Source organism: Variovorax guangxiensis (assembly GCF_003952165.1).
Taxonomy (GTDB): domain Bacteria; phylum Pseudomonadota; class Gammaproteobacteria; order Burkholderiales; family Burkholderiaceae_C; genus Variovorax; species Variovorax guangxiensis.
Genome location: NZ_RXFT01000010.1, coordinates 82458 through 98517, shown reverse-complemented (window position 1 = coordinate 98517; position 16060 = coordinate 82458). Strand labels below are relative to the sequence as shown.

At 66.7% G+C, this 16060-nt stretch carries 19 protein-coding genes; 4 read left to right on the top strand and 15 right to left on the bottom strand.

Features of this window, described 5'->3' with window-relative positions; genetic code table 11:
- The first annotated feature begins 4 nt into the window (after positions 1 to 4).
- The gene (locus tag EJP67_RS22345; protein ID WP_126023907.1) at positions 5 to 313 is read left to right on the top strand and encodes a hypothetical protein; all 309 of its coding nucleotides are present in this window, start codon (positions 5 to 7) and stop codon (positions 311 to 313) included.
- A gap of 12 nt (positions 314 to 325) precedes the next feature.
- On the opposite strand, the gene EJP67_RS22340 is transcribed toward EJP67_RS22345, so the two are convergent.
- On the bottom strand, positions 326 to 967 hold the full coding sequence (locus tag EJP67_RS22340) for a LysE family translocator (RefSeq protein ID WP_126023906.1): 642 nt from the start codon (positions 965 to 967) through the stop codon (positions 326 to 328).
- 130 nt (positions 968 to 1097) lie between these two features.
- Between EJP67_RS22340 and EJP67_RS22335 the strand changes: the two genes are divergently transcribed.
- Positions 1098 to 1403 carry an NIPSNAP family protein gene (locus EJP67_RS22335; protein WP_126023905.1) on the top strand — a complete coding sequence of 102 codons (306 nt, stop codon included), beginning with the start codon at positions 1098 to 1100 and terminating at the stop codon, positions 1401 to 1403.
- A 4-nt stretch (positions 1404 to 1407) separates the two neighbouring features.
- Here the strand turns inward: EJP67_RS22335 and EJP67_RS22330 are convergent, their stop codons facing one another.
- On the bottom strand, positions 1408 to 2139 hold the full coding sequence (locus EJP67_RS22330; RefSeq protein WP_126023904.1) for an HAD family hydrolase: 732 nt from the start codon (positions 2137 to 2139) through the stop codon (positions 1408 to 1410).
- Positions 2140 to 2154: 15 nt separating this feature from the next.
- On the opposite strand from EJP67_RS22330, the gene hemH reads away from it, so the two are divergent.
- Complete coding sequence (hemH, locus tag EJP67_RS22325) at positions 2155 to 3189, top strand: ferrochelatase (protein WP_126023903.1); 1035 nt, start codon at positions 2155 to 2157, stop codon at positions 3187 to 3189.
- A complete protein-coding gene (locus EJP67_RS22320; RefSeq protein WP_126023902.1) occupies positions 3186 to 4316 on the top strand; it encodes a hypothetical protein in 1131 nt (376 codons plus the stop codon). The genes hemH and EJP67_RS22320 overlap by 4 nt, the downstream gene beginning before the upstream one ends.
- A 7-nt stretch (positions 4317 to 4323) precedes the next feature.
- On the opposite strand, the gene EJP67_RS22315 is transcribed toward EJP67_RS22320, so the two are convergent.
- The 13 genes from EJP67_RS22315 to EJP67_RS22255 all read right to left on the bottom strand — a co-directional run bounded on the left by EJP67_RS22315 (position 4324) and on the right by EJP67_RS22255 (position 15930).
- Entirely contained in the window at positions 4324 to 4887 is a 564-nt protein-coding gene (locus tag EJP67_RS22315) for a thioredoxin family protein (protein WP_126024058.1), read from the bottom strand.
- Positions 4888 to 5020: 133 nt separating this feature from the next.
- Entirely contained in the window at positions 5021 to 5527 is a 507-nt protein-coding gene (locus EJP67_RS22310) for a DUF1993 domain-containing protein (RefSeq protein ID WP_126023901.1), read from the bottom strand.
- 65 nt (positions 5528 to 5592) lie between these two features.
- A complete protein-coding gene (locus EJP67_RS22305) occupies positions 5593 to 6483 on the bottom strand; it encodes an alpha/beta fold hydrolase (RefSeq protein ID WP_126023900.1) in 891 nt (296 codons plus the stop codon).
- Positions 6480 to 7547, bottom strand: a complete 1068-nt coding sequence (locus EJP67_RS22300; protein ID WP_126023899.1) for a branched-chain amino acid ABC transporter permease — start codon at positions 7545 to 7547, stop codon at positions 6480 to 6482. Before EJP67_RS22300 ends, EJP67_RS22305 begins: the two co-directional genes overlap by 4 nt.
- 19 nt (positions 7548 to 7566) lie before the next feature.
- Complete coding sequence (locus EJP67_RS22295) at positions 7567 to 8550, bottom strand: branched-chain amino acid ABC transporter permease (protein ID WP_126023898.1); 984 nt, start codon at positions 8548 to 8550, stop codon at positions 7567 to 7569.
- Positions 8551 to 8704: 154 nt separating this feature from the next.
- On the bottom strand, positions 8705 to 9433 hold the full coding sequence (locus tag EJP67_RS22290) for an ABC transporter ATP-binding protein (RefSeq protein ID WP_126023897.1): 729 nt from the start codon (positions 9431 to 9433) through the stop codon (positions 8705 to 8707).
- Complete coding sequence (locus tag EJP67_RS22285) at positions 9430 to 10194, bottom strand: ABC transporter ATP-binding protein (RefSeq protein WP_126023896.1); 765 nt, start codon at positions 10192 to 10194, stop codon at positions 9430 to 9432. Before EJP67_RS22285 ends, EJP67_RS22290 begins: the two co-directional genes overlap by 4 nt.
- Positions 10195 to 10242: 48 nt before the next feature.
- Positions 10243 to 11694, bottom strand: coding sequence for an extracellular catalytic domain type 2 short-chain-length polyhydroxyalkanoate depolymerase (locus tag EJP67_RS22280; protein WP_126023895.1), 1452 nt, complete (start codon positions 11692 to 11694; stop codon positions 10243 to 10245).
- Positions 11695 to 11888: 194 nt separating this feature from the next.
- Entirely contained in the window at positions 11889 to 13079 is a 1191-nt protein-coding gene (locus EJP67_RS22275; RefSeq protein ID WP_126023894.1) for a substrate-binding domain-containing protein, read from the bottom strand.
- 132 nt (positions 13080 to 13211) lie between these two features.
- Positions 13212 to 13499: a hypothetical protein gene (locus EJP67_RS22270; RefSeq protein ID WP_126023893.1), complete on the bottom strand. Its 288-nt coding sequence runs from the start codon at positions 13497 to 13499 to the stop codon at positions 13212 to 13214.
- Positions 13496 to 13831: a hypothetical protein gene (locus tag EJP67_RS22265; RefSeq protein WP_126023892.1), complete on the bottom strand. Its 336-nt coding sequence runs from the start codon at positions 13829 to 13831 to the stop codon at positions 13496 to 13498. The genes EJP67_RS22270 and EJP67_RS22265 overlap by 4 nt, the downstream gene beginning before the upstream one ends.
- Positions 13832 to 13879: 48 nt before the next feature.
- Positions 13880 to 14395 carry a hypothetical protein gene (locus EJP67_RS33980; protein ID WP_240650745.1) on the bottom strand — a complete coding sequence of 172 codons (516 nt, stop codon included), beginning with the start codon at positions 14393 to 14395 and terminating at the stop codon, positions 13880 to 13882.
- Positions 14392 to 15930, bottom strand: coding sequence for a sigma-54 interaction domain-containing protein (locus EJP67_RS22255; protein WP_126023891.1), 1539 nt, complete (start codon positions 15928 to 15930; stop codon positions 14392 to 14394). The genes EJP67_RS33980 and EJP67_RS22255 overlap by 4 nt, the downstream gene beginning before the upstream one ends.
- Between the last annotated feature and the right edge of the window lie 130 nt (positions 15931 to 16060).

Below are 16060 nucleotides of genomic sequence, written 5' to 3'. Positions count from 1 at the left end.
CGCCATGACGACCGGACTGCGCTATCTCGACTTCGACTACAGCGAAGACACCGAAGGCCACGGCACCTTCGACGCCATGGCCTCGACCTCGCCCGACAAGACGCCCGAAGTACGGGCCGAAGTCGCCCGCGTACTGGCCTGGGCCGAGGCCGCCTTTCCGGATGCACGCGGCGCCCTCGACGAAGGCGGCCTGTGGGACTACGACCTGCAGGAATCGAGCGAGGACGACCCGCGCTACGACACTATTACCCTGTCGATCAGCGGCACCGCCGACTTCTGCACGGCGCTGCGCGAGCGCTTCGGGCTCGACTGAGAAAAGGCGAGATCAGGCCGCCTTGTTGCGCAGCCGAAGCAGGCTCAGCCCCAGCAGCACGAAGGCCCCGCCCGACACCTTGTTGAAGATGCGCGTGCGACGCGGATCGGAGAGCTGCCTGCGCAACAGGCGCGCCAGCAGCACATAGAACGAGTGGGCGACCACCGAGGCAGCGGCGAAGGTGCCGGTCAGCACCGCGAACTGCGTGAGGATGGGCGCGTCCTGCGTCAGGAACTGCGGGAACAGAGCCGAGAAGAAAAGGATGCCCTTGGGATTGGTCAGCGCGACCGTCATCCCGTGGCCGAAGAGGCGCCAGCTCGAACGCGGAGCGCCGGCGGACGGACCGCCCTGCACGTCGGCGAACACGCTGCCCTGGCTGCGCCATTGCTTGATGCCCAGGTAGATCAGGTAGGCCGCACCGGCCAGCTTCAGCACCATGAAGGCATGGGCCGAGGTGGAGAGCACCACGCCCAACCCCGCCATCGCGGCGGCCGACACCATGAAAAGCCCGGCGGCGTTGCCCAGCGAACTGATCATTGCCCGTCGCGGGCCGACGCTCATCGAGTTCGAGACCGCGAGCAGCACGGCCGGCCCGGGTGTGAAGACGACGAGCAGCGTGACGCCGCAAAACAGAAGCCAGTTGGAGAGATGCACTTCGGGGTTCCTGTTCGGCGCAAGGCCGCGGAGGTTTGGGACAACAGCCCGGAAACTATAGTCAGCCCCGCGCGCGGCTGCAGACGCCGCGCCAATACCCCTCTACCCCCATCCCGAAAGACGGACTCCCATGGTCACCTGCTACCTGCGCTACATCGTCGACGCCTACAAGCTCAAGGAATTCGAGCACTACGGCAAGCTCTGGATCCCGCTGGTCGAGAAGTTCGGCGGCAAGCACCACGGCTACTTCCTGCCCTCGGAGGGCACGAACAACGTGGCGCTCGCGATGTTCACCTTCCCGAGCCTGGCCGCCTATGAGAAGTACCGCGCCGACTCGATGCAGGACCCGGAATGCCAGGCCGCATTCAAGTACGCGGAGGAAACCCGCTGCATCGTGAGCTACGAGCGCAGCTTCTTCAGACCAGTCTTCGCCTGACGCCTCAGCCGCCCAGTGCCATGCACAACGCGTGCAGGTTGGGCACGATCAGCTGCGGCCGCGCACCGTGCACCCAGGGCCGCTCGTCGCGCACCAGCCAGGCGGCCTGCATGCCGGCGTTGAGCGCGCCGACCACGTCCAGCTCGGCATCGTCGCCCACGTGCAGCACGTCCCTGGGCAGCAGGCCGACCGACGCGGCCGCGGCGCGGAAGATCGGCGCGTGCGGCTTGCCGCTGCCGAAGGCGCGCGCGTTGAAGGCGGTGCGGAACCAGCGGCCCACGCCGGTCTTCTGGATGTCGGCGTTGCCGTTGGAGATGGCCACCAGCGGATAGCGCTCGCTGAGCCACTTCAGCGCCGGAAGCGCGTCGTCGTAGAGCGTCACGCGCTGGCGCTCGGCAAAGAAGGCGTCGAAGGCCGGGTCGGCCAGCGCCGGGTCTTCGCCCGCGCGGGTGAGCGCGGTGCGTATCGACTCGCGGCGCAGCGCGCTCAGGTCATGCGCGAGATCCGAACGCTCCTTGGCGGTGGCTTCGCGCAGCTCGCGCAGGATGCCCGGCGTCATCAGCAGGCTGGCCGTCTTGGGCGCCTCGCGCAGCAGCCACGCATGCAGCACGGCCTCGGCGCGTTCGATGGTCGGCCAGATCGGCCAGAGGGTGTCGTCGAGGTCCAGCGAGATCGCCGAAATACGCTTGAGATCGAGAGGCGCGGCGCCCGCGGGCGCCGGGGAAGCGGAAGTCATGCCCGAGAATATCGCATGCCTTCGACTCACGAGAACGCTCCCCCGAGTACCCCGCGCACCGCAGTGCTCTGGTGCAACCTCGGCTCACCTGATGCCCCCACAGCAGCAGCCGTGCGCCCCTACCTCGCCGATTTCCTGGGCGACCCCCGCGTGGTCGAGATCCCGAAGCTGCTCTGGGCGCCGATCCTGCACGGCATCATCCTTCGCACGCGCCCGGCCAAGTCGGCCGCCAAGTACGCGAGCATCTGGATGCGCGAAGGCTCGCCGCTGAAAGTGTGGACGCAGAAGCAGGCCACGCTGCTGGCCGGCTGGCTAGGCGAGCGCGGCCACCACGTGGGGGTGCGCGACGCGATGCGCTACGCCAGCCCCTCCATCGCCTCCCGGCTCGACGCGCTGCAGGCCGAAGGCGCCACCCGCGTGCTGGTGCTGCAGGCCTACCCCCAGTATTCGGGCACCACCACCGCGAGCGTGATCGACGCGGTGAACGCGTGGAGCCGCAAGCAGCGCCGCGTGCCCGAGTTCCGCTTCGTCAACGACTACCACGACGACCCGGCCTACATCGAGGCGCTCGCGCAGAGCATCGAGAAGCACTGGAAAACCGAAGGCCGCGGCGAGGTGCTGCTGATGAGCTTCCACGGCATTCCCGCGCGCAACATCGCGCTGGGCGATCCGTACCAGGCGCAGTGCACCGAAACCGCGCGCCTGCTCGCAACGCGGCTGGGCCTTTCGAGTGCCCAGTACCGCGTGACCTTCCAGTCGCGCTTCGGCAAGGCCAAATGGCTGGAACCCTACACCGAGCCCACGCTGCGCGAACTCGGCGCCTCCGGCGTGAAGCGCGTCGACGTGGTCTGCCCGGGCTTCCCGGCCGACTGCCTCGAGACGCTCGAAGAAATCGCCATGGAAGGCCGCGAAGCCTTCCTGCACGCGGGCGGCGAAGCCTTCAGCTACATCCCCTGCCTGAACGACAGCCCGGCATGGATCACCGCGCTCGCGGGCATCGCCGAGCGCAACCTGGCGGGCTGGCCTACGCAAGGAGCGCACGCCAAGTGAGAGGGCATCCGAACGGAACCGATCGGCTTCGCGCCCGGTGCCTGGCAGGCCCGCTTGCGCTGCTACCCCTGCTCACCTGCGCGGCAGCAAATATCGACGTACCCAAGGGCGTATGGGAAGGCACGCTCGGCACCAAGGCCATCGTGGCCTGCTTCAACGCCGAGTTCCCGAGCGGCAGCTACTTCTACAAGCAGTACAAGAAGGCGATCCCGCTGAGCCGCGTCGAGAAAGACAGCTTCTGGCATGAAGCCGGCGACACCGGCCTGTGGTCGCTCGACCCCGCCAAGGGCAACACGCTGAGCGGCACCTGGAAGAGCGTGAAGGGTGCGCCCGTGACGCTGCCGATCCGGCTCGACCTGTCCGACGCCACGGGTGGCGACAAGGCCTGCGGCAGCGACGGCTATGCGGGCCTGCTCGAAGCACCGCCGAAGATCGAGACCGGGAAGAAAGAAGAATTCGCGCCCGGCCGCAGCTTCCGCCGCCTGCGCTTCGCCGGCCAGGAAACCATCGAACTCTCCGGCCCCGAGCCCACGCTGGCAGCCATCAACCGCGAGCTGCGCCGCGACTTCGACACCAGCAAGGACACGATCAAGGAGTACTTCGACAAGCGCCGCGAGTTCCTCGGGCGGGTCGGCGTACCGGCGGAAGACGAGAACACCGCCGATCCGTCCTACTGGAGCTCGCAGTGGCTCAGCATCCGCAACTACACCTGGGCGGCCGGCATGGGCCGCAACGGGATCTCCTGGTTCCATCGCACCTGGGACCTGCAGACGGGCAGGCAGGTCGACCCATGGTCCTGGTTCGGCCTGCGCTCGCTGTCGAAGTCGCGTCCGGCCGAGGGACGGCTATCCGGCACCGGAGGCGGCTCGATGACGCCGAAGCTGCGCCGCTTCCTGTTCCGCTACGCGGGCATCGACGCGTCGAAGGCCGAGGACAACTGCCGGCCCAACTACGAAGAAGGCGCCTACTACGACCTGACGCTGGAAGCCAAGGGCATGCGCTTCGCCCAGCCCGCCTACGGCAACGGCTGCGAGATCGAGATCGAAGTGCCCTACGCCGAGCTCGGCCCGGTGCTCACGCCCGCGGGCAAGGCGGCGGTACGGCGCATCCTCGAATCGGCAAATTGATCCTGGCTCAGGCTGCCGGCCTGCGTGCCAGCAGCGCCTGGATCGCAGCCTCCATCTCGGCGTACTCCCCTTCGCCGAAATGCTGCCGCATCACCTGCCCGCTGCTGTCGGCCAGGTAGAACGCGGGCCAGTACTGGTTGCTGTAGGCCCGCCAGGTGGCGAATCCGTTGTCCTGCGCCACCGGGTAGCGGATGTTGAAGCGCTCGATCGCGTCCTGCACGTTGCGCGTGAGCTTCTCGTAGGCGAACTCGGGCGAATGCACGCCCACCACGGTGAAGCCCCGGTCCTTGTACGTCTCGTACCAGCGCACCACGTGCGGCAGCGTGCGAATGCAGTTGATGCAGGAATAAGTCCAGAAGTCGACCAGCACCACCTTGCCGGACAGCCCCTTCATGGTGAGCGGCTCGGAGTTGAGCCACTTGTCGATACCAGTGAATTCGGGGGCCTTGCCGTAGTCGCGCAGCCCCGGCGAGGCGGCCAGCGCGCTGTGTGCCGGCCAGGCGCCACCCGCGGCTGCCGCCAGGGCGGAGGCACCTGCGGCGAGCCCCGAGAACGCCCTTCTGGACATCATGTTCATGATCGCAAACCTCGCTCGTGTGTCAGACCGACAGCGGTCAGGCGCGATTGTTCGCGGCGCACGCGCTGCGTGCGCATGTGTCACGGCAATTTGAACTTTGTCCCGGCGGCGTGATGGGCCGCCCAGGTCAGAACTTGCCCAGGTAGTCCATCTTGCCGATGGGCATGCCCTTGTGGCGCAGCACGTCGTAGGCCGTGGTCACGTGGAAGAAGAAATTGGGCACTGCGAACTGCAACAGGTAGCGCTGCGCCGTGAAGGTCGCCTCGCCTTCGCGGGTCTTGATGGTCACCGGGCGGTCTTCGTGGCCGTCGATCAGCGCGCGGTCGACCGTTGCCAGGAAGTCCTGCGTCTTCGCGATGCGCGCGACCAGGTCGTCCCAGGTCTTTTCCTCGTCGGGGAAGCTAGGCGCGGTGACGCCGGCGATGCGGGCCGTGCCGAGCTTGGAGGCATCGCTGGCGCGCTGGATCTGGCCGACCAGCGTGAGCATGTCGGGCGCGAGGCGTGCATCGACCAGCTCGGCCGGGTCGATGCCGTTGGCCTTCGCATGCGCGAGGCTCTTGTCGAGGATATGGGTGAGCTGGCCGAGTCCGCGCGTGAAGACGGGCACGGACAGGTCGTACATCGAGAGCGCCATGGTGTTCGAGGCCTGTGGTCGGCCTTGTGGTTGAGGTGGGCGGCGATTGTCACGCCGCCGCTGCCTCAGCGGCCGGCGGCGCGGATAAACCCCTCGATGGGATCAAGTTGTTCCGGCACGTTCAGCGCGGGCGCGTGACCGCAGGCAGGAACTTCGATCACCCGCAGCCGGCCGGCCGCGCCGGGACCGCGCCGCTTCATCTCCTCGACCACGCCGGGCACCACCAGGTCGGACTCGGCTCCGCGCAGGCAAAGCACCGGCACTTCGATGGCGTCGTAGTGCGGCCAGATCAGGTAGTCGTTGTCGTGCGCGCTGAACTGCCGGACCATGGCCGGGTCGTAGTGCGGCGTCACACGGCCGTCGGGCAGCCGGCGCGTGGAGGTCTCGGTCAGCCGGCGCCATTGCGCGTCGCTGAGCCAGCCGTAGGGCTTGTAGACGGTGCGGAAGAAGGCTTCGAGTTCGGCCACCGTGTCGAAGGCCGGTGGCTCGCCCGCATAGGCGCGGATGCGCTCGATGGCCGGCTGCGCCAGTTCGGGTGCGTTGTCGTTGAGCACCAGGCTCGCGATGCGCGCCTTCATGCGCGGCTCGAACAGGCCCGAGGCGCAGACGGTGCCGATGGCCCCGCCCATCGAAGTGCCGACCCAGTGCACGCGCCCCAGCCGCAGTTCGTCGCACAGCGCATTGGCGATGCGCGCGTAGAACGAGAGCTTGTATTCCTCGTCCGGCAGCGGGCTCCACTGGCTCAGGCCGCGGCCGATGGTGTCGGGGCAGATCACGCGGAAGCCGCGCAAGGCGAAGTGCTGCGCCAGTTCGTCCATGTCGCGCCCTGTGCGCGCAAGGCCATGCCAGGCGATGACCACGGGCGCCTCGGGCGAGCCCCATTCGAGCCAATGGATCTCGCGGCCGGCGAGCTGCGCGTAGCGGGAAAGCGGAATCAGATTGTTGTTGTCGCTCATCGCGCAGCCCTTGCACGCAGTTTTCCGACGATGCCAGTCGGGAAGTAATAGACGGACAGCACGAACAGCACGCCCAGCCACAGCAGCCAGCGGTCGGGCGACAGCAGCGCGGCCAGCCATGGCAGGCCGCTGGCGGCCTCGTTGCCGATGCGCAGCAGGTCCTGCAGATAACTCTGCGCCACCACGAACAGCACCGCGCCGATGGCCGCGCCGTAGATGGTGCCCATGCCGCCGATCACCACGATCAGCAGCACGTCGATCATGATCTCGAAGCTCAGCGAGGTATCCGGCCCGTTGTAGCGCAGCCAGATCGCCAGCATCGCGCCAGCCAGCGTGGCGAAGAGCGCCGACAGCACGGCGGCCGTGGTGCGGTAGACCACCACGCGGTAGCCGATGGCTTCGGCGCGGAACTCGTTCTCGCGGATGGCCTGCAGCACGCGGCCGAAGGGCGAGTTCACGATGCGCAGCAGCGCCAGCACCAGCACCACCGCCGCCACGAACAGCAGGTAGTAGCAAAGCAGCCTGCCGTCGAGCGAAACGCCGAGGAAAGGCTCTTCCGCGAACTCGAAGCTCGGCGAGATCAGCTCGGGCAGCTTGAAGGTCAGGCCATCCTCGCCGCCGGTGAAGTCGGAAAGCTGCGAAGCCAGCGTCTGGAAGGCCGAAGCCACGGCCAGCGTGATCATCGCGAAGAAGATCGCGCGCACCCGCAGCGAGAAAAGGCCGATGGCGAACGACAGCACCAGCGAGATCGCCAGCGACGCGCCCAGCCCGACCAGCACCGCGCCCCAGTTCGGCCCGAGCCGCGAGGCCGAGATGGCGATGCCGTAGGCCCCGATGCCGAAGAACATGGTGTGCGCGAAGCTCACGATGCCGGTGTAGCCCAGCAGCAGATCGAAGCTGGCCACCAGCACCACGAACACCAGGATCTTGGCCGCGACACTCAGCGCCTTCACGCCGGGGAAGATGAATGGCGCGAAGGCCAGCGCGATGAACACCGCCAGCAGCAGCACGGCGAGCAGCCGGCTGCGGGGCATGTCGTTGGAGAGGAGTCGTTTCAGGAACATTTTTTCTTCCTCCTCTTCTTCAGCGGTTCGCCACCGGATACACGCCCTGCGGGCGCCACAGCAGCACGGCCACCATCAGGAAGATGCTCGCGAACTGCGTGAGCGTGGGCAGCAGGAAGCCCACGTAGTTGGTCATCAGCCCCACCAGCAGCGCGCCGATGAGCGCCCCACCCGTCGAGCCCAGCCCGCCGATGATGATGACGATGAAGATCAGCACATTGACCTGCGCGCCCATCTGCGGCACCAGGTTCTGCTGGAAGAGGCCCCACATCACGCCGCCCAGGCCGGCCAGCGCGCTGCCGACCACGAACACGCCGACGAAGAGCCGCCCGATGCGGTAGCCCAGCGACTCGACCATTTCACGGTCCTGCACGCCCGCGCGGATGAGCAGGCCGATCTTGGTGCGCCCCAGTGTCCATGCGAGCACGCCGAACACGACAACGCCCACGGCCACCGCGAGCAGGCGGTACTTGCTGATGGCCGCGTCGCCCACCAGCAGCGAGCCGCGCAGCGCCTCGGGCAGCGGCAGCGGAATCTGCGCCGGGCCCCAGATCACCTTGATGAGTTCCTCGCCGATGATCATGCCGCCCATCGTGATGAGGATCTGCTTCAGGTGCTGGCCGTACACCGGCCGCACGATGAAGCGCTCGAAGGCCAGCCCCACGGCGCCGGCCACGGCCATCGCGACCAGCATCGCCGGGAACACCGCGACGAGGTTGCGCCACAGCTCGCCCGAGCCGGTCCAGTCGCCCATGAGGCCGAGCACGCTGCTGGCCACGAAGGCGCCCAGCGCGATGAACACGCCATGGCCGAAGTTCAGCACGTCCATGAGGCCGAACACCAGCGTGAGGCCCGAGGCGATGATGAAGATGATCATGCCCATCGCCAGCCCCGCCACGGTGAGCGTGAGCCAGGTCGAGAAGGAGCCGGTGAGCGGCAACGCGGCGAGCGCCAGCACCGGGGCCAGGAGCAGCGGGCGCCAGTCGAAGTCGAGGGCTTTCATTGCTGCGCCTCCTCTTGCCCCCTCTCCCGATTGCGGGAGAGGGTTGGGGTGAGGGCCGACGGCGACGAGACGAGGTCATGGCCGTTGCACAGGCCGCCTGCCCTCACCCTAGCCCTCTCCCGCACGCGGGAGAGGGAACAAGACACGGAAATCGTCATAGCGCGAGGCCCAAGAGAGATTGCTGAAGTTGCGCGTCGGCGGAGAACTCCGCCATGGAGCCGGCGTGCACCACCCGGCCGTTGTCCATCACCGCGACGGTGTCGCCCAGCCGCTGGGCGAAGTTGATGTTCTGCTCCACCAGCAGGATCGTCACGCCGCTGCGCTTGAGCTCGGCGAAGGCGTCGATCATGTTGTTGATCATCACGGGCGCGAGGCCCTTGCTGGGCTCGTCGATGATGAGAAGCTCGCGCGGCTCCACGATGGCGCGCGAGACGGCCAGCATCTGCTTCTGCCCGCCCGAGAGCTTGCCCGCCGGGTGGTTCCAGAACTTCTCGACCGCGGGAAAGAGCTTGAAGATCCACTTCAGCCGCGCGTCGTCGATCTGCTGCGCGTTCTTGGCGCCGCGCGCGGCCAGCAGCATGTTCTCCTTCACCGTGAGGTCGGAGAAGATGCCCATGTTCTCGGGCACGTAGGCGATGCCCAGGCCGGCGATCTGCGGCGTGTGCTGCGTGGTGATTTCTTTCTCGCCGAAGCGCACCCTGCCCTGCGACGCATGCCACAGGCCCATGATGGTGCGCAGCGTGGTCGTCTTGCCAGCGCCGTTGCGGCCCAGCAGCATGGTGAGCTGGCCGCGCGGCACGGCGAGGTCGACGCCGTGCAGGATGTGATACGCCCCGATGTGCGTGTGCACGCCCTCGAGGGTCAGCAGATTGTTGGTGCTCATGCGGCCTCCTTCGCGACGCCCAGGTAGGCCTCCTGCACCACCGGCGAGGCGATCACCTCGGCGGGTTCGCCATCGGCCACCAGCGTGCCGTTGTGCAGCACGATGATGCGGTCCGCGAGCTCGCGCACCACGTCCATCTTGTGCTCGACCAGCAGGATGGTCTTGCTCTTGTCCTTCTTGAGCTTGCGGATCAGGTCGAGGATGACGGGCGCCTCGGCCGCGTTCATGCCGGCCGTGGGCTCGTCGAACATGAAGACCTTGGGCTCCAGCGCCATCAGCAGCGCCACCTCCAGCTTTCGCTGGTCGCCGTGCGGCAGGCTCGCCACCGTGGCGTGCTCGCGCGACTTGAGCGCGACGTCGGCCAGGATCTGGTCGGCGCGCTCGGTCAGCGCCTTGTGGTCGCTCCAGATGCTCCACAGGTTGAGACCGCGCCGGTGCGCGCCCTCGCGCGTGGCCTGCACCGAGAGGCGCACGTTCTCCAGCACCGTGAGGTTGGGAAACAGGTTGGTGAGCTGAAAGGCCCGCCCCAGCCCCGCGTGCGTGCGCGCGGAGGGGGACAGGCCCGACAACGAATGCCCGTCGAGCGACACGGTGCCCGCGCTCGCCTTGAGCTGGCCCGAGATCAGGTTGAAGTAGGTGGTCTTGCCCGCGCCGTTGGGGCCGACGATGGCCGTCAGCGTGCCCGGCGCGAAGGCGCAGCTCACGCTGTTGACGGCCACGTGCCCGCCGAAGCGGATGGTCAGATCTCGGGTCTCAAGCATCGTCGTTGGTCATTGCGAATCGAAAGAGGGAAGAAAAGCCGAGCGGCCTCAACAGGTGCCGACTACGTAGTAGTTGGGACCGGTCTGCTTCAGCGTGGTCGTCACGTAGATGTTCCACAGGCCCATGGACTGGTTGGAGCCATAGGCATAAGTGAAGCCGTACAGGGCATAGGCGCGCCCGGCAATGGTGTGCGTGTAGTTGCTGGCGGTATAGCAGGTGCCGCCGCTGCCGCCGCCGGTGGTGGTGCCGGTCGCGGCCGACGACATGGCGCCCTCCACATTGCTCGCGTTCAGCGCGGCCACGGTCCAGCTGTAGGAGGTCGAGGCGGCCAGGCCGGTGTCGGTGTAGCTGGTGGCGGCCACCGGCGAGGCGTTGACCTTGCTGCCGCCGCGGTACACGTTGTAGCCGCTGGCGCCGCTCACGGCGTTCCAGGCGATCACCATGCTGCTGGCGGTGGCGCCCGATGTGCCCACGCCGGTGGGCGCCGGCAGGCCGCTGCCGCCCGAGGAACCGGTGACGCGGTCGATCATGGCCTTCATCGCGGCCATCTGCGGGCCCGACTTCTTCGCGTAGTTGGCGTTGTCGTAGCCCCACCAGTCCCAGCAGCTGTTGGTGGCGGCGGTGCTGGTCTGCGGATAGATCAGCACGATGTTGTTGGTGTCGGCCCAGCGGTTGTAGCCGGTCTTGCGCACGTACTGGTCGCTCACGTCGGTGTAGTTCTGCTTGCAGCCGTGCAGCACCAGGTGCACGCGGCACGAGGCGGTGGTGCAGGCCTGCGGCACGTAGATCCAGCCGGTGGCCGCCATGCCGTGGCCGCTGATGAACTCCGACTGGTTGAACTCGGTGAAGGTGCCGCCCAGCGTGCCGTTGTTGCGCGGGTTCAGCGGGCCGTACAGCTGCGTGAGGATCTCGCCCGCGAGGTCGAAGCCGCAGTTGTTGATGTAGGGGGCTGCGGTGGTGCTGCAGGCGCTGCCGTAGTCGTCGGTGACCATCGCGTGGCCCGCGCCGATGTTGTTCTTGTAGACCACGTTGGCCGAGGGCACGAAGCTCTGGTAGTAGGTCTTGAGGTCGTCCATCACCGCCTGCTTGACGGTGTTGTCCGAGGTGCCCGAGAACATGTAGACCTTGGAATTGCTCATGTTCGACACCGGGTCGATCGCACCGCTGGAAGCCCAGCTGTTGGTGGTGCTCACCAGCGACGCCACCGGGATGCTGGTGCTGTGCGTCATGCAGCGCCCCGTGGCGTTGAGCACCGAACCCTCGGCGCAGTAGTACGGACCGCCCGCCACCACGCCCGCGCCACGCTTGAAGGTGGCCGAGTACGCCACGTGGAGTTGCACCGCCATGAAGCCGCCGGCCGACAGGCCCGACACGCTCACCTCCGCCGGGTTGGCGCCGAGCGCCGGAAGCGGCACCGCCGCCTGAGCGGCATGCGCCGCCACCGTCATCGCCGCGGCCGCGGCGAGTCCCTTCCAGTTCTTCCATTTCATCGCTGGCATCGCTGTCTCCTTCTGTTGTGGGTATCGAACGCTTGCTTTGCTGACTGACGAATCGAATCGGCCGTGGGAACTTCACGCCGCCGCGAAGAAAAAGGCGCAGGCTGGCGCTTCGCCCGGCGGCCATCCGGGGCGAAAACGGGGCGGCGCTCCTCGGGCGCCGCGCGGGTCAGGGGCAGTTGTCTACGCTGTCGTCTTCAGCGCTTGTTCTTGATGGGGATGTCCATCTCTTCAGGCTTGATCTCGTGGACCAGCTCCGGCACGCCCCAGGCGAACGCCGGGTCGACCTTGATCTTGAAGTGGTACATCGACTGCATCGCCTGGTGGTCTTCCTTGCGGAAGGTCATCTTGCCCTTGGGCGTGTCGAAGCTCATGCCTTCCATGGTGCTGATGAGCTTGTTGGTGCTGGTGTCGCCGTTGGTCTTCTTTAGCGCCGTCACCACGGCCATCGCGGCGGAGAAGCCGCCGGCAGTGAAGAAGTCCGGCGGCGTCTTGAATTCCTTGTAGTGGGCCGACACCATCGCCTCGTTCACCGGGTTCTTCGGAATGCCGAAGTAGTAATAGGCCGCGCCTTCCATGCCCGGCAGCGCCTTGTAGGCGGCCATGGCCGGCAGAATGTTGCCGCCCGTGGCGATCTCGATGCCGTAGCGCTTGAGGTCGAGGTCGACGATCTTGAACGGGTTGCCCGCGCCGGCCCAGACGATCCAGATGATCTTGCGGCCCGGCTGGTCCTTCAGCTTGTCGATCAGGCGCTGCGCGCCGGCGGTGAAGTCGGTGGTGGCGGGCGGCAGGTATTCCTCGTGGACCAGCTTGGCCTTCTTGAGCGCCGAGCCGAAGGCCTTCACGCCGTCGCGGCCGAAGGCGTTGTCCTGCGCCAGCGTGGCCACGGTCACTCCGGGCTTGTCGACGGCCACGGCGTTGGAGATCGCGTCCTGGCTCGAATTGCGGCCGGTACGGAAGATGTACTTGTTCCACTTGTCGCCGGTGATCGAGTCGGCAACGGCGGGCTCGACCAGCAGGATCTTCTTGTATTCCTCGGCCACCGGCAGCATGGCCAGCGCCACGCCCGATGCCGTCGGGCCGATGGCCAGCGCTGCCTTGTCGTCCGAGTAGGCGGCCGCCAGCAGCGACTTGCCCAGGTCCGGCTTGCCCTGGTCGTCCTTCTCGATGACCACCAGCTTCTTGCCGTTGACCATCATCGTGCCGCCGGTGGCGTAGTTCAGGCCCATCATCAGGCCGGTCTGCGTCTGCTTGCCGTAGGCTTCCAGCGCGCCGGTCTTGCTGTAGATATGGGCGATGCGGATTTCATTGGACTGCGCCCAGGCGGGAGCGGCGGCCGAGGCGCAGGCGGCGAGCGCGGCCAGGGCGACGAGGTGGCGACGGTTCATTCTTTGTCTCCTGAAAAAGGTGACTGAATATTGCACAGTTCGTGCCACCCGCTAAGCCATTGATAACAAACGTTTCTTCACTCGGGAGGAACGCCTTCCGGCTGAATTCAGAACACTTGCGATGTCTGAATTTCAGTCGGCTGTCTGGTTTTCAGTCAGGGTTTTCGCGGAGGCCTTGCGCTCGGCGATCCACTGTTCGAACTGGCGCTCGGCCTGCTGCCGGAACTCGTTGCGCGCATGGTTGCAGGCCGCATGCGCGAGCCGCCGGTGCTTCGACGAGCGCACGCCGCCGAAGGTCGAGTCCACCAGATGCTCGATGGTGGCCGACTCCGGCCGGCCCGCGGGCTCGCCGAAGTCCATGGGCAGCCCGCACCAATGGCAGTTCGGCCCGAAGGTGGAACGCAGCGCCTTGACGCTCACAGGTTCGCGTACTCCAGGATCTCCTGGCCCATCAGCGTGCAGTCGTTGCCCGACACGAAATAGATGAGCCGCATCCGGTACTCGCCCTTGTAGACACTGCCCCAGACCTCGAGCACCTTGAACTGCTGCTTCTTGTTGGCCGGGTTGCGGATCGGCGGCAGTTCCTTCACGTCGGGTCTGATGCGGATGCGGTCGTCCTCGCCGAAATGGAAGGTCAGCAGCTTCTTGGCGCGGGAGACGGCTTCGCCGGAGCATTGGGGTGCGGCGTTGGCCAAGCCGGCCGCGGCGCAGAGGGCAAGACAGGCGGCTGTGCGGGCAAGAGCCTTCTTCATCGGTTTTGGCGTCAAGGTTGTGTGCTGGGGCGGGAGTATCGCTCGTGCTCAATGTTCCGGCCCTGCAGGCTCGACCCAATAGAGCTGCTTGTGCCCACGTGCCTCGTAGACCCGCTGGTAGTAATCGGCAATCCGACGACTCTCGTATTCGCGCATCAGGATGCGATTGCCGTTGTCGTCCAGCCGGAAAAGCCGGAAAGCCTGAAGAGGCTTCGTGAAAGCCGGAGACTTCGCCCTCAGCAGTTCCACCATATGCGTATCGACGTGCGTCTCGAAGGCTCTCAACTCCAGAAAATCCAGCACGGCTTCGATCTCAAGCGATTCCAGATAGATGTTGAACCAGTCGACGGTCATATGGCGCTCGAGGGTGATCTTGTGCCCCCACGGTAGCTCGAAGAACCATAGCTCCACCGGTCCCGGCGCATCCCAGTCGGCGGGATGGTCCGAATGCCTTTCGCCAAATCGCCCGATGAATTCCGCATGCGGCATCTCGACAGATATCAGGCGCTCACAAATCTCTATGTCCGCGCGGCTTATCTTGCGCATGGCAGACAGCGGATTCACGTCGACTGCTCCTGGCTCGTCATCCGCTCATACAAGGTCGCCCGCGAAATACCGAGCAACCGCGCCGTCGCCAGCTTGTTGCCACCGGTCGACGCCAGCGCCGCCGCAATCGCCTTGCGCTCCAGTTCGGCCACCTGCTGGGACAGCGGGCGCAGCAGCGCGGCCTGCTCGTCGGCGTCGTGGCTGCTCTGCAGGGTGGCGGGCAGTTCGATCTGTTCCAGGCCGGCTTCGCGCAGGATGCGTTCGAGCTGCACGGCATCGATGCGCTGCGAATCGCTTCGCATCGTCACCTGCTCCAGCACGTTGCGCAGCTCGCGGATGTTGCCGCGCCAGTGCTGGCCGGCGAGCAGCGCGAGCGCGTCGGGCGTGAGCTCGGGCGGCGCTTCGCCGCTGCGCAGCGCCATGTCTTCTCCCAGCGCTTCGACGAGCGCGGGAATGTCGGCACGCCGCTCGCGCAGCGGGGGCACGCGCAGCGGGAGCACGTTGAGGCGGTAGTACAGGTCTTCGCGGAACTGGCCGCGCCGCACGAGTTCGGGCAGGTCGCGCGAGGTGGCGGCGATCACGCGGGCGTCGAAGGGCACGAGCTTGTTGGAGCCCAGCGGCTCGATCTCGCCCTCCTGCAGCGCGCGCAGCAGCTTGGCCTGCAGGCCCAGCGGCATGTCGCCGATTTCGTCGAGGAACAGGCTGCCGCCGTCGGCCAGCTTGAACTTGCCTTCGCGGCCCTTGCGGTCGGCGCCGGTGAAGGCGCCGGGGGCGAAGCCGAAGAATTCGGCTTCGAGCAGCGTGTCGGGCACCGCCGCGATGTTCACGCTGACGAACTGGCCCTTGGCCCGCGCGGACGAGGCATGAATGGCATGCGCCAGCAGCTCCTTGCCGGTGCCGGTCTCGCCCAGCAGCAGCACCGGGCTCGTCGACTGCGCCGCGCGCCGCGCATGGCGCTTCACCTCCACCGCCGCCGGGCTGCTGCCGATGAAGCTCGCGAAGGTGTACTTGGAGCGCCGCTGTCCGTCGACCGAGTGCTGGTAGAGCGGGTTGTTGCGCTGGCTCGCGAGCTCGCGGCGGGCATCGTCGAGGTCGCGCTGCAGCAGCGCGAACTTGCTGATGAGCGGCTGCAGCGTGGTCTCGGGCTGGTCGAACAGCACGATGCCGATCGCACCGATGACCTTGCCCATGCCGCCCTCCGCGCCCTCGCGCTCTTCGCGCAGCGGAATGCGGCTGACGACGAAGGTGCCGGCCTTGTTGGTCAGCAGGTCGACCAGGATGGGCTCGCCGGTTTCGAGCACGCGCCGCATCTGGGTATTGGGAATCACGTCCTCCACCATGTGGCCCATGAACTCGTCGATGGACGAGAAGCCCAGCGCGGGCAGGAAGCGCCGGTAGCCCTCGTTCACCCACACGATGCGCCCGGTGCTGTCGACCAGGAACATGCCCTGGCTGATGCTCGAAAACAAATGAAACATCGAGCGCGCGGCGAGCGCGAGAATGCCCTCGGCATCGAGAGGCAGCGAGGGTGTTGCGGTGGAGGCTGCTGGCATGGCGGGATCGTAGCGCGGGCCGGATCCGCACCTTAAGTCTTAAGGATTCGCTTCGGTCAGAACGAGCCGGCAAAGACCTTCAGGAAGCCTTAAGTTAATCAATCGTTTGATTTCGTGCATGGTGTAATGC

What these genes read in the sequence shown, in the direction of transcription:
- EJP67_RS22345 (WP_126023907.1), top strand. Translation starts at nt 5, where the DNA reads ATGACGACCGGACTGCGCTATCTCGACTTCGACTACAGCGAAGACACC.
- EJP67_RS22335 (WP_126023905.1), top strand. Translation starts at nt 1,098, where the DNA reads ATGGTCACCTGCTACCTGCGCTACATCGTCGACGCCTACAAGCTCAAG.
- EJP67_RS22330 (WP_126023904.1), bottom strand. Translation starts at nt 2,139, where the DNA reads ATGACTTCCGCTTCCCCGGCGCCCGCGGGCGCCGCGCCTCTCGATCTC.
- hemH (WP_126023903.1), top strand. Translation starts at nt 2,155, where the DNA reads ATGCCTTCGACTCACGAGAACGCTCCCCCGAGTACCCCGCGCACCGCA.
- EJP67_RS22315 (WP_126024058.1), bottom strand. Translation starts at nt 4,887, where the DNA reads ATGATGTCCAGAAGGGCGTTCTCGGGGCTCGCCGCAGGTGCCTCCGCC.
- EJP67_RS22310 (WP_126023901.1), bottom strand. Translation starts at nt 5,527, where the DNA reads ATGGCGCTCTCGATGTACGACCTGTCCGTGCCCGTCTTCACGCGCGGA.
- EJP67_RS22305 (WP_126023900.1), bottom strand. Translation starts at nt 6,483, where the DNA reads ATGAGCGACAACAACAATCTGATTCCGCTTTCCCGCTACGCGCAGCTC.
- EJP67_RS22300 (WP_126023899.1), bottom strand. Translation starts at nt 7,547, where the DNA reads ATGTTCCTGAAACGACTCCTCTCCAACGACATGCCCCGCAGCCGGCTG.
- EJP67_RS22295 (WP_126023898.1), bottom strand. Translation starts at nt 8,550, where the DNA reads ATGAAAGCCCTCGACTTCGACTGGCGCCCGCTGCTCCTGGCCCCGGTG.
- EJP67_RS22290 (WP_126023897.1), bottom strand. Translation starts at nt 9,433, where the DNA reads ATGAGCACCAACAATCTGCTGACCCTCGAGGGCGTGCACACGCACATC.
- EJP67_RS22285 (WP_126023896.1), bottom strand. Translation starts at nt 10,194, where the DNA reads ATGCTTGAGACCCGAGATCTGACCATCCGCTTCGGCGGGCACGTGGCC.
- EJP67_RS22280 (WP_126023895.1), bottom strand. Translation starts at nt 11,694, where the DNA reads ATGCCAGCGATGAAATGGAAGAACTGGAAGGGACTCGCCGCGGCCGCG.
- EJP67_RS22275 (WP_126023894.1), bottom strand. Translation starts at nt 13,079, where the DNA reads ATGAACCGTCGCCACCTCGTCGCCCTGGCCGCGCTCGCCGCCTGCGCC.
- EJP67_RS22265 (WP_126023892.1), bottom strand. Translation starts at nt 13,831, where the DNA reads ATGAAGAAGGCTCTTGCCCGCACAGCCGCCTGTCTTGCCCTCTGCGCC.
- EJP67_RS22255 (WP_126023891.1), bottom strand. Translation starts at nt 15,930, where the DNA reads ATGCCAGCAGCCTCCACCGCAACACCCTCGCTGCCTCTCGATGCCGAG.